The 11,680-nt window shown below is 48.0% G+C and carries 10 protein-coding genes; 9 read left to right on the top strand and 1 reads right to left on the bottom strand.

Annotation, left to right across the window (positions count from 1 at the left end):
- The first annotated feature begins 269 nt into the window (after positions 1-269).
- The 3 genes from A4U59_RS18115 to A4U59_RS18105 all read left to right on the top strand — a co-directional run bounded on the left by A4U59_RS18115 (position 270) and on the right by A4U59_RS18105 (position 2,376).
- The gene (locus tag A4U59_RS18115) at positions 270-707 is read left to right on the top strand and encodes a BrxA/BrxB family bacilliredoxin (RefSeq protein ID WP_070121624.1); all 438 of its coding nucleotides are present in this window, start codon (positions 270-272) and stop codon (positions 705-707) included.
- A 123-nt stretch (positions 708-830) separates the two neighbouring features.
- Positions 831-1,784 (top strand): aromatic acid exporter family protein, encoded by a 954-nt coding sequence (locus A4U59_RS18110; protein WP_070121623.1) that lies wholly within the window; start codon positions 831-833, stop codon positions 1,782-1,784.
- Positions 1,785-1,854: 70 nt separating this feature from the next.
- Positions 1,855-2,376, top strand: coding sequence for a L,D-transpeptidase (locus A4U59_RS18105; RefSeq protein ID WP_070121632.1), 522 nt, complete (start codon positions 1,855-1,857; stop codon positions 2,374-2,376).
- A gap of 296 nt (positions 2,377-2,672) precedes the next feature.
- Here the strand turns inward: A4U59_RS18105 and prli42 are convergent, their stop codons facing one another.
- Complete coding sequence (gene prli42 / locus A4U59_RS21470) at positions 2,673-2,765, bottom strand: stressosome-associated protein Prli42 (protein ID WP_157888221.1); 93 nt, start codon at positions 2,763-2,765, stop codon at positions 2,673-2,675.
- Between the two features lie 230 nt (positions 2,766-2,995).
- Between prli42 and A4U59_RS18100 the strand changes: the two genes are divergently transcribed.
- The 6 genes from A4U59_RS18100 to rnz all read left to right on the top strand — a co-directional run bounded on the left by A4U59_RS18100 (position 2,996) and on the right by rnz (position 10,939).
- On the top strand, positions 2,996-4,588 hold the full coding sequence (locus A4U59_RS18100) for an acyl-CoA mutase large subunit family protein (protein WP_425388924.1): 1,593 nt from the start codon (positions 2,996-2,998) through the stop codon (positions 4,586-4,588).
- Between the two features lie 30 nt (positions 4,589-4,618).
- Positions 4,619-5,449 (top strand): methylmalonyl-CoA epimerase, encoded by an 831-nt coding sequence (mce, locus tag A4U59_RS18095; RefSeq protein WP_070121621.1) that lies wholly within the window; start codon positions 4,619-4,621, stop codon positions 5,447-5,449.
- Entirely contained in the window at positions 5,449-6,996 is a 1,548-nt protein-coding gene (locus A4U59_RS18090) for an acyl-CoA carboxylase subunit beta (protein ID WP_070121620.1), read from the top strand. Before mce ends, A4U59_RS18090 begins: the two co-directional genes overlap by 1 nt.
- A 135-nt stretch (positions 6,997-7,131) precedes the next feature.
- Complete coding sequence (locus A4U59_RS18085) at positions 7,132-8,250, top strand: M20/M25/M40 family metallo-hydrolase (RefSeq protein WP_070121619.1); 1,119 nt, start codon at positions 7,132-7,134, stop codon at positions 8,248-8,250.
- Between the two features lie 159 nt (positions 8,251-8,409).
- A complete protein-coding gene (locus A4U59_RS18080; protein ID WP_070121618.1) occupies positions 8,410-9,699 on the top strand; it encodes a DNA polymerase IV in 1,290 nt (429 codons plus the stop codon).
- Positions 9,700-10,015: 316 nt separating this feature from the next.
- The gene (gene rnz / locus A4U59_RS18075; RefSeq protein ID WP_070121617.1) at positions 10,016-10,939 is read left to right on the top strand and encodes a ribonuclease Z; all 924 of its coding nucleotides are present in this window, start codon (positions 10,016-10,018) and stop codon (positions 10,937-10,939) included.
- Positions 10,940-11,680 lie beyond the last annotated feature (741 nt).

The following is an 11,680-nucleotide window of genomic DNA, read 5'->3' as shown; positions in this document are numbered from 1 at the left end:
AATTGCGGCCGAACGTCCGGTTTTTTTTGCAAAAAAAAAAGGAGAGTATGGGGGGTACTCTCCTCCAAGCTAGGGAGTTTTAGGGTATGGGGTCTAGTTGTACTATAATTATACCCGGGAGAAAAGACGTTAAACATCTTTTTTGAATTTTTTTTAATTATTTTGGATGTTTTTAAAAGCTTTCGGATAAGGCTGAGATAATATTTTCAAAACCTGCTGGATTATGTTACTATTTTTATAATGGAAATAGTGAAAGGGGTGCACGCAGTATGGTAATGAATTTCAATATGTTCATGAATGATATAGTCCAGCAGGCGCGTGATGAAATAACAGGAGCCGGTTTTGAGGAACTCCGGACACCGGAAGAAGTTGAATCGGCACTTGAAAGAAAAGGGACAACACTTGTCATGGTCAATTCTGTATGCGGATGTGCAGGAGGATTGGCACGCCCGGCAGCGGCTCATGCAATCAATTACGATTATCGTCCTGACCATCTTGTGACGGTGTTTGCCGGACAGGATAAGGAAGCGACAGAAAAGGCACGTTCTTACTTTACAGGGTATCCTCCGTCCTCCCCATCTTTCGCATTGCTTAAAGACGGGGAAATCAAGACGATGGTGGAACGCCATGAAATCGAGGGACATGAAGCGGTTGAAGTAATTGAAAAGCTTCAGAACGCATTTGAAAAATATTGCGAAGAAGTTTAAAAACGGTATTTTGGCAAGTTTAGGCGCCAATTAAATATGGTATAGTAAAAAAAGATGGTCTTATGATCATCTTTTTTTGCGTTTTATATAAACCTGAAACTTCCGGTTCCAAAAGGAGATAACATGTACAAAATCGGTTACCGAACCATGAAAACAGCAGTGGGAACGGCGCTTTCGATATGGATTGCCCAGCTTTTGCAATTTGAAAACTATGCTTCAGCAGGCATTCTCACCATATTATGTATCCAGGTGACAAAAAAGCGTTCGCTTATCAGCTCCTGGGTCCGGTTTGCCGCATGCATCCTTGCAATGGCCTTTGCATTTATATTTTTTGAGATCGGCGTTTACTCCCCGGTAAGCATCGGCCTCATGCTGTTATTTTTCATCCCCGCGACGGTAACGCTCAAAATTCAGGAAGGGGTCGTTACAAGTTCTGTCATCCTGTTACATATCTATATGAATGGTGACATGAATCTTCCTTTTATATTGAATGAACTCGGTATCATCGTTGTCGGAATCGGCATCGCTCTTATTATGAACCTGTATATGCCGAGTATGGAAGGTGAATTGCGGAAATACCAGGAAGAAATTGAGGATAATTTCAAGCAGATCTTTCAGGAAATCAGCCACTATATGAGGACAGGGGACAGCACATGGACAGGAAAAGAAATCACGAGGACAGCTGAATTGATTGATAGAGCTAAGGCACTTGCCCTCCGTGACGTCGAAAACAGGGTGCTTCGAGAGGGAAGCGAGTTTTATCGGTATTTTGAAATGAGGCAAAAACAGTTTGAAATCATTGAACGGATATTGCCGATCCTCACATCAGTAAGGGACGAAGTTGAGCAGGGCTTGATGATAGGCGATTTCATTGAAGAGATCAGTTATTCCATTCACCCTGGGAACACCGCGATTTACTTTTTAAAGAGGCTTAAGGTGATGAGGGAAACATTCCGCGAGATGCCCCTTCCGAAAACAAGAGAAGAATTCGAAATCCGTGCAGCTCTTTTTACCTTTATAAATGAAATGGAAGAATATTTGACAATCAAACGACATTTTAAGCGCAGTGATATATAAGCAGGGCATGAAACGAATCCCGGCGGGACACACTACCTAAAAACGGGAGTGATTGCCAGTGGGATTGAAAATGCTTGCAGCTGTACTTGCGGCAGCCATCCTGCCTCCGGTATGGCCTCTTGGTGCGAATCCGGTGCCGGGTGCTCCATATATCATAATCAATAAAAAGGTGAATGAGTTGGCCTATATCAATGAAGGCAAAATTCAAATGATATACCGGGTTGCAACGGGAAGCGATGACGATATGACACCTGAAGGAGAGTTTACGATAACCGTTAAAGCGCGTGACCCTTTTTACCGCAAGCACAACATTGCCGGGAATGATCCTGATAATCCGCTCGGGTCAAGATGGATCGGTTTCGATGCAATGGATACGGACGGAAGGACATACGGAATTCACGGGAACAATGATCCCGATTCGATCGGAAAGTATGTTTCACAGGGATGCATCCGCATGTATGAAGACGAGGTGCAGGCCTTGTTTGAGGAAGTGCCTCCGGGAACGAAGGTGCTCGTTGTGGCGAGTGAAAAAGATTTTTATGAACTTGCGGTTGAACACGGTGCCGTTTATCCGGAGGATGCTGCCAGGTAATGCAACAAAAAACGGCCCCGCAGGCGGATTATTCGCCCGGGGCCGTTTTTTGTGCAGGATATATGAAATGCCATTCGATTCGGTCTTTGCTTGGAGTATCGCTATTGGTTAGAGCCTTTCCCATTTAAGAGAATGCTTTGTTGATTATAAATTGAGCCAAAACCGCGGGATACCGCAAGTAAAGCTGGGCGAGGCGAGATGCAGGAACCTCTGCCGGGAGCTGGTGCTGTCCTCCTGTGACGGAAGCGAGCGGTTTTGACGGCATTTTTGTAAAAGCATTAAGCTTTGACAGCATTTTAAAGGAAAAAGCTGATTCCCATTAAGACGGTTGATAACAGCATGGAAATAATCATCAGCATGACGATGAATTTTCTTCCTTTTTGAGGCACATGATCACCCTCCTTATTTCACTACTACATATTTTAACGGGAAATGCCGATATGGACAAGAACCTTTAAGGAAAAAGGTGATAAGTGAAAAAAATACGAAAATTTCGTATAATGGCAGAAGGGAGAATTTGCCCATAGCGTTTGTTAATATTTGGGAGGGGATTCAGATGGAAAGTAGCAAGCCCGAACATCCAAAACTCGAAGAATGGCAACAGAAGACCGAAAAAGCAATGGAACGTTTTCCGGAACGGAAAGAGAGGTTTGCCACCTCCTCGGATATTGAAATCGACCGTCTCTATTTGCCCGAACAGTTAGACGAATCATACATGGGGAAGCTTGGCTTTCCTGGTGAGTATCCATTTACGCGCGGCATCCAGCCAACCATGTACAGGGCCCGCTACTGGACAATGCGTCAATATGCGGGCTTCGGATCGGCGGAGGAAACAAATAAGCGTTTCCGTTATTTACTTGAACAGGGCCAGACGGGATTATCAGTTGCATTCGATCTTCCGACACAGATCGGATACGATTCCAATGATCCGATGGCAAGAGGGGAAGTAGGAAAAGTCGGCGTCGCCATTGACTCACTTGAAGACATGGAAGCCCTCTTGGACGGTATTCCACTTGATAAAGTCAGTACCTCGATGACGATCAATGCCCCTGCTGCCGTTTTGCTGGCAATGTATATTGCCGTCGCTGAAAAACAGGGTGTAACGGCAGACAAGCTGTCAGGCACCATTCAAAATGATATTTTAAAAGAGTATATCGCGCGAGGTACATATATTTTTCCGCCTAAGCCTTCCATGCGTCTGATCACCGATATATTCTCGTACTGTGCAGAATATGTTCCGCGCTGGAACACGATCAGCATATCAGGCTATCATATAAGGGAAGCCGGCGCCACAGCCTCCCAGGAGCTGGCATTCACCATCGCAAACGGCATGGCTTATGTTGAAGCTGCACTCGATGCGGGGCTTGAAGTGGATAAGTTCGCACCGAGGCTCGCCTTCTTCTTCAATGCGCACAACCAGTTTTTTGAAGAGATTGCAAAATTCCGGGCAGCGAGAAGAATCTGGGCAAAAATCATGAAGGAAAAATACGGTGCGAAGAACCCGAAGAGCTGGCAATTGCGCTTCCATACCCAGACAGGCGGTTCGACTTTGACAGCCCAGCAGCCTGACAACAACATTGTCAGGGTTGCGATGCAGGCGCTTTCAGCTGTGCTTGGCGGAACACAGAGCCTTCATACCAATTCGCGTGATGAAGCGCTTGCGCTGCCAACCGAAGAATCTGCCAGGATTGCACTTCGCACACAGCAGATCATCGCAAATGAAAGCGGTGCCGCGGATACGGTCGATCCGCTGGGCGGTTCTTATTACGTAGAGGCACTGACGGATGAGATGGAGGAAGAAGTGCAAAAGTATCTGGACAGGATAGAAGATCTCGGTGGTGCAGTGGCAGCGGTCGAACAGGGATACATGCAGCGTGAGATCCACCACGCCGCTTACGAGGCCCAGCGTGCCATCGAAAAAAATGAAGAAATCGTCGTCGGAGTGAATAAGTACAAACTGGACGATGAACCGCGGCCTGAACTGCTCCGGGTTGACCCGGCGCTTGGAGACCGGCAAATCAAAAAGCTCGAAAGGCTGAAAGAAAAACGGAATGCCGGCACAGCGGAGGAGCGCCTGGCCGCATTGCGCGAGGGGGCCCGCTCAGACAGCAACTTGATGGAACTGATTGTAGACTGTGTCCGCGATTACTGCACGATTGGTGAAATTTGCGGCGTCCTGCGGGAAGAATTCGGAGAATACAGCGGGATCTAATGATACAGAACATAAGAGGGAGGTCGTAACATGGAGAAAAAAATACGGGTATTGGTGGCGAAACCGGGACTTGACGGTCATGACCGCGGAGCCCTGGTAATCTCTCAGGCACTTCGGGACCAGGGGATGGAAGTTGTGTATACAGGCTTGCGGCAGACACCTGAACAAATCGTAGCTGCAGCAATACAGGAAGATGTCAATGCAATCGGCCTGTCCTGCCTCTCGGGTGCACATAATGAGCTCTTCCCGGAAGTTGTCAGGCTCCTCAAGGAGAAAGGAAGCGATGATATCGAAGTCATTGCAGGCGGTGTCATTCCGTGGGAGGACATTCCCTATCTGGAGGAACAGGGAATCAAAAAGGTATTTACACCGGGCAGCACAACTGCGGATATCGGCACTTATATCAGAGAGCTTCTCGGCGCAGAAAAAGGGAAGTTCGATCCTCCAAAAAAAATAGACCATATCGGAATCGCCGTCCAATCCATTGAAGAAGCGCTGCCTTTTTACGCCGGTTCACTCAGCCTGAAACTTGAAAAAATAGAGGAAGTGGAATCTGAAAAAGTGAAGGTCGCTTTTCTGACCATCGGCGAAACGAGACTTGAGCTGCTTGAGCCTACCGCTGGTGACAGCCCGATCGCAGGATTCCTGGAAAAAAAGGGGCCTGGTATCCACCATATCGCACTTGCAGTGGACAACATAGATGAGCGTATCGAAGAAATGAAAACCAAGGGAATTAAAATGATAAATGAGACTGCCAAACAGGGCGCGGATGATGCAAGGATTGCCTTCATACACCCTAAATCCAGCGCGGGAGTACTGTATGAATTGACTGAAAAGGCAGTGAAAGAGGGGGGCGACTGATGGACATCTTTGATAAAATAAACGAACTCTACGACAAAAGGCGCACGGTCGAACTCGGCGGCGGGGACGATCGGATTGACAAACAGCATGAAAAAGGGAAACTGACTGCCCGGGAACGAATTGAGGTGCTGCTTGATGACGGGACGTTCGTCGAACTGAATCCGTTCATGGAACACCGAAACAGCGACTTTGGGCTCGCCGGCAAAGAAGCTCCCGGTGAAGGGGTTGTCACCGGTTACGGTAAAATCAATGGGCGTGCTGTCTATTTGTTTGCCCAGGACTTCACAGTTTTTGGCGGTGCCCTTGGCGAGATGCATGCCAAAAAGATTGCAAACGTCATGGACCTTGCCGCAAAAAATGGGGCGCCGTTTATCGGACTGAATGATTCCGGCGGAGCGAGGATCCAGGAAGGGGTCCTGTCCCTTGATGGCTATGGCCATGTGTTTTACCGGAACTCCATCTATTCGGGTGTGATTCCGCAGCTGTCCGTCATTATGGGGCCATGTGCCGGCGGTGCCGTTTATTCACCGGCAATCACCGACTTCGTCTTTATGGTTGAAAAAACCTCGCAGATGTTCATAACCGGCCCGAAAGTTATCGAGACGGTTACCGGTGAGCAAATTTCATCCGAAAACCTTGGGGGTGCGAGGGTACATAATACGAAAAGCGGGAATGCCCACTTTGGAGCGGCTTCGGAAACGGAGGCGCTTCAGCAAGTGCGGCAGCTGCTGAGCTACCTCCCGCAAAACAGCGATGAAAAGCCGCCGCTCACTGAATATGACAAGAATGACGACTACCGTCCGGACATCACGGAGGTTGTCTCATTTGATGCAATCAGGCCTTACGATGTCCGCAAAGTGATTGAGCAGATTTCCGATGAGGGGTCATTTATGGAAGTCCATAAAGACTTTGCCAAAAATATCGTGGTTGGCTTTGCCCGCATCCGCGGAGAAGCAATCGGCATTGTCGCCAACCAGCCGAAATTCATGGCCGGCGGGCTGGATATCGATTCATCCGATAAGGCGTCACGATTCATCAGGTTCTGTGACTCATTCAATATCCCGCTCGTCACATTCGAAGATGTCACCGGCTTTTTCCCGGGAATCAAGCAGGAGCACGGCGGCATCATCCGCCACGGAGCGAAAATCCTTTATGCCTATTCGGAAGCGACTGTGCCGAAAATCACAGTTATTCTCCGCAAGGCGTTCGGCGGGGCATATGTTGCGTTGAACAGTAAATCGATCGGTGCCGATCTTGTCTTTGCTTGGCCGAATGCAGAGGTAGCGGTCATGGGTCCAGAAGGAGCAGCCAATATTATCTTCGCAAAGGAAATTCAGAACAGCGAAAATCCGGAAGAAACGCGGGCAAAAAAAATAGAGGAATACAGAGAAAAGTTTGCCAATCCTTATGTCGCCGCTTCGATGGGTATGATCGATGATGTCATTGACCCTCGTGAAACGAGAATCAAGCTTATCCAATCGTTGGATATGCTGCGCAATAAAAAAGAAGAGCGGCCGAAGAAAAAACACGGCAATATTCCGCTTTGAGTTAAAGCCATTTCCCGTTTGAGCGGAAATGGCTTTACCGTTTGCCCCTGAAGAACGGGATTCAACTCCTTGCAGGGAAGGGTATAATGAGAGAAGATAGATACAGAATCTATAAATGGGAGGTACATCATACATATGATAAAAGAAGAACGGCTCGTCAATGAATTCCTGGAATTGATACAAGTGGATTCAGAAACAAAAAATGAAGCGGAAATCGCCAAACTTCTAAAAAAGAAATTCACTGAACTTGGCGTTGAAGTATTCGAGGATGATACGACAGGCGAAACAGGCCACGGCGCCGGCAATCTGATTTGTACCCTGCAAGGGACAAAAGGCGGTGTCGACACGATTTATTTTACTTCGCACATGGACACCGTTGTACCGGGGAACGGCATAAATCCTTCCCGGGAGGACGGATATATTGTCACCGACGGAACCACCATCCTCGGTGCTGATGATAAAGCAGGTCTTGCTGCCATGCTTGAAGCGATTAAAGTACTGCAGGAAGAGAATATCAAGCACGGCGACATCCAGTTCATCATTACGGTAGGGGAAGAGTCCGGCCTTGTCGGTGCAAAGGCGCTGGACCCGGCGCGCCTGAAAGCGAAATACGGCTACGCCCTTGACAGTGACGGAAAGGTCGGAAATATTATTGTGGCTGCACCCACACAGGCTAAAATCCAGGCGGTTGTCCATGGGAAAACGGCTCATGCCGGAGTTGCGCCTGAAAAGGGTGTTTCCGCCATCACCCTTGCCGCAAAAGCGATTTCCAGGATGCCGCTTGGCCGGATAGATGACGAAACGACCGCCAATATCGGGCGTTTTGAAGGCGGCAAGCAGACAAACATTGTCACCGACAGGGTGGATATCCTCGCAGAAGCCCGCTCCCTGGTACAGGAAAAAATGGAGCATCAGGTCGAGAAAATGAGAGAAGCGTTTGAGACAGCAGCAGATGATATGGGAGGTTCCGTCGATTTCCATTTCGAAGTGATGTACCCGGGCTTCAAACATGCAGACGGAGACCATGTGGTTGAAATCGCCAAAAATGCAGTCCGGAATATCGGCAGGGAACCGCAGCTGTTGACGAGCGGCGGCGGCAGTGACGCCAACATCATTGCCGGACACGGCATTCCGACCGTCAACCTTGGTGTAGGCTATGAAGAAATCCATACGACAAATGAAAGAATGCCTATTGAAGAACTTACAAAAACCGCAGAATTGGTCGTCTCCATCATCCAGGAGACTGCAAAATAAAAGGGAACCTCTCTGAATATCCATTCGGTTGGAAGGGCGAAAGTCAAGAAGCAGACCGTTTCACATTGTAAACGGTGTGCTTCTTTGTGTCTGCACTTCTTTTGGCAGGAAGACGTCCGTGATAAAATGAAAGCAGAATGTTTTACAGGAAGTGTCATTATGAACGAAATGTATCCGAAAAAAGGCCGTGTTATCCTGCATGTCGATATGAACAGTTTTTATGCTTCTGTCGAAATGGCCCACGATCCGTCATTGAAGGGAAAGCCGCTCGCCATCGCGGGTAATGCCGAAGAGAGGAAAGGCATTATTGTGACAAGCAGTTATGAAGCGAGGGCAAAGGGAGTGAAGACGACGATGCCGCTCTGGGAGGCGAAAAAGTTATGCCCGCAGTTGATTGTGAAGCGGCCAAACTTCAACCGTTATCGGGAAGCTTCCCTCCGCATGTTCGAGATCCTGGCAAAGTATGCCGCACTTGTTCAGCCTGTTTCCATCGATGAAGGCTATCTTGATATATCAGGCAGCAGCCATCTCGGCTCTCCGCTTGAGATTGCCAATCACATCCAGGCGGAAATAAAAGAGACACTGGATCTTCCCTGCAGTATCGGCATAGCTCCCAATAAGTTCCTCGCGAAAATGGCCTCCGATATGAAAAAACCGATGGGGATTACCGTGCTCAGGAAACGGGATGTCCCGGAAGTTCTCTGGCCGCTGAAAGTGGAAGAAATGTATGGAATCGGGAGCCGGACTGCGGTAAAACTGAACGGCATCGGCATCCGCCTTATTGGTGACCTGGCTAAAGCTGACGAATACCAACTGAAGCAATTGCTCGGCATTAACGGCGAAAGGTTAAAGTCCCGGGCCAACGGCATTGACCATTCTGCTGTTGATCCCGATGCGGTCGCGGAGTTCAAGAGCATCGGAAATTCAACTACGCTGCCGGAGGACACAACAAATCCCACCGTAATTTATAAAACGATCCGTGAACTGAGCACCTCCGTCGCAAGACGGATGGCTAGAAAGCAGGTTGTCTCATCAAATATCCAGGTCATGATCCGCTACCATGACCGGAAAACTGTGACGAGAAGCCGAAAACTTGATACGACGGTCATGAAGGAAGAAGAAATAGCTGAACAGGCGATTCGGCTGTTTGATGAACATTGGAACGAAAAACCGATCAGGCTCCTCGGCGTAACCGCGCAGGATCTTTCCGAAAAGGCAGAAGCATATAAACAGCTTGATTTATTTTCTTACGAAAAAGAAGCGAAAGATGAGCCGCTCTACAGCGCGATGAGCAAACTTCAAGATAAATACGGGAAACCCGTTGTCCGGCGGGGTCTCGACCCGTCAGCTGCCCGAAAACCGGCCGAGGAAGAAAATCCGCATAAGGGGACAAGCTTCAATAAGGATTTTCTGCGGGATCAAAGGTTCGGAAGTAAAAGAGAAGAGTAAACCGCCAGCCCGGTGCCTAACGGATTCGGTTTTCAAGTACAAAATGAATCTATGCACCAAACAAATTCGTCCCCCTTTTGGCAAAATGACAGAAGTTAGCCATGCTGAGAATTCATATGTTTAAACGGGTTTTGCGCCCGTGGTAAAAGCCAATACCTGCAGCTGGTCAATAACGGTCATGGGAAAATAGGCTGAATGAAGGGAAAAGCAATTCCGAAAGCCGGCTATCCCGCCGATGATAAGAGGATAATTGGAATGGCATAATGGATTATGTATAATGAATGGCAGAATGGACAGACAGAGAGGAATATGAAAAATGGAATTGGTGTTTTTAGGCACTGGTGCCGGAGTCCCGTCGAAACAGCGGAATGTGTCGGCAGCCGCTCTGCATTTATTGGCCGAGCGGGGGACGACATGGCTCTTTGACTGCGGGGAAGCGACTCAGCACCGGATATTATATACGAATGTAAAACCCGGTAAAGTGGATAAAATATTTATTACTCATATGCACGGAGACCATATATTCGGCCTGCCCGGTTTTCTCGGCAGCCGCTCCTTCCAGGGCGGTACAGAACCGCTGACAATTTACGGTCCTCCCGGAATAAGGGAATATGTGCTGGCATCACTGCGTCTCAGCAAGACCCATTTACGGTATAAACTTGAAATTGCTGAAATTGAAGAAGGCATCATCTTTGAAGATGAGCAATTCACCGTTGAGGCCCGCAAACTTGAACACGGTATCCCAAGCTACGGTTACCGTATTACTGAAAAAGAAAAGCCGGGAAAACTTGATGTTGAGAAGTTAAAAGCAGAAGGTGTAAAGCCGGGGCCGGTTTATCAGAAGATAAAGGCAGGCGAACAGGTTAAGCTTGAAAATGGGAAGATCCTGTACGGAAAAGATTTCATCGGAGAGCCAAAAACGGGCCGGAAAGTCGCTGTTCTCGGGGATACGAGAGCGACACCGGCTGTACTTGACCTTGCCCGTGACGCTGACTTGCTCGTCCATGAAGCCACTTTTTCGAAAGACGAAGCAGGCCTTGCCTTCCAGTACTTCCATTCAACCGCCGAGCAGGCTGCTGAAAGCGCCAGGCAGGCCGGGGTGAGGACACTTGTCCTGTCACATATCAGTTCACGCTACCAAAATGAATCAGCCACCCGGCTCCGTGATGAAGCCGCCCGGATATTTCCGGATGTATATGTCGCAGAAGACTTATGGTCAATCGAAATACCTGCACATTAGAAAAGAAAACCGGCTCCACAGGGGAAGCCGCTCAATAAAAGATGTTTCCGGTACATATATGTAAATTCCCATTTCACCAAAAAACAGGCACCCGCGCAGTAAGAAGCTCGGTTGCAGAGTGGAGGAATTTCATTAGCAATGTGGTTAACCGGTAAAACATCACATGTTTCATTGGTTAATTGCACTAGAGACGCAGGGGGATGAACCTCCTGTGTTTATTTATGCTGAACCATTAAAGCCTCCCCGGCAAGGTTAAGAGCTCTCCCCGGGCCTTTAGGCTATACTTGTTGGAAAACTAACATTGAGGTTGGGACATAACTAAATAAGTCATGCTTAGAGACGAACAATATCTATTCAACGTAATACTGTTTACTAATAATCAGTTAAGCTGAAAAAACAAGTTCGTTCCATTGCGCTGCAGACACTCGCTTTCCACGGGGAGGAAGCTGAGCCTCCTCGGCTTCGCCTGCGGGGTCTCAGCCTTTCCTCTATTTCCCGTTGGAGTCGAGTGTCTTCCGCTCCATTCCACTGGTTTTTAAAAATAGTATGCAACATTAAAAGATTTATTGAAGAGAGTAATTAAAGACCCGAACGGTTAGGTGAAAGATTCATTGAAATCTTTCTTAATCGTTCGGGTTTATCATTAGCTGAAATACTTATGTCCCAGCCTCATTCGGGCGGATGATCAAAATGCTGCAAAGGAAACTTGCCTTCCGTACCTATCCACAGGCAACCGTTTTT

The organism is Bacillus marinisedimentorum (genome assembly GCF_001644195.2).
Taxonomy (GTDB): domain Bacteria; phylum Bacillota; class Bacilli; order Bacillales; family Bacillaceae_O; genus Bacillus_BL; species Bacillus_BL marinisedimentorum.
Note: the sequence above shows the minus strand (reverse complement) of the source record. Positions and strands in the feature narration are given on the sequence as shown.

What these genes read in the sequence shown, in the direction of transcription:
- A4U59_RS18115 (WP_070121624.1), top strand. Translation starts at nt 270, where the DNA reads ATGGTAATGAATTTCAATATGTTCATGAATGATATAGTCCAGCAGGCG.
- A4U59_RS18110 (WP_070121623.1), top strand. Translation starts at nt 831, where the DNA reads ATGTACAAAATCGGTTACCGAACCATGAAAACAGCAGTGGGAACGGCG.
- A4U59_RS18105 (WP_070121632.1), top strand. Translation starts at nt 1,855, where the DNA reads ATGCTTGCAGCTGTACTTGCGGCAGCCATCCTGCCTCCGGTATGGCCT.
- A4U59_RS18100 (WP_425388924.1), top strand. Translation starts at nt 2,996, where the DNA reads ATGGAACGTTTTCCGGAACGGAAAGAGAGGTTTGCCACCTCCTCGGAT.
- mce (WP_070121621.1), top strand. Translation starts at nt 4,619, where the DNA reads ATGGAGAAAAAAATACGGGTATTGGTGGCGAAACCGGGACTTGACGGT.
- A4U59_RS18090 (WP_070121620.1), top strand. Translation starts at nt 5,449, where the DNA reads ATGGACATCTTTGATAAAATAAACGAACTCTACGACAAAAGGCGCACG.
- A4U59_RS18085 (WP_070121619.1), top strand. Translation starts at nt 7,132, where the DNA reads ATGATAAAAGAAGAACGGCTCGTCAATGAATTCCTGGAATTGATACAA.
- A4U59_RS18080 (WP_070121618.1), top strand. Translation starts at nt 8,410, where the DNA reads ATGAACGAAATGTATCCGAAAAAAGGCCGTGTTATCCTGCATGTCGAT.
- rnz (WP_070121617.1), top strand. Translation starts at nt 10,016, where the DNA reads ATGGAATTGGTGTTTTTAGGCACTGGTGCCGGAGTCCCGTCGAAACAG.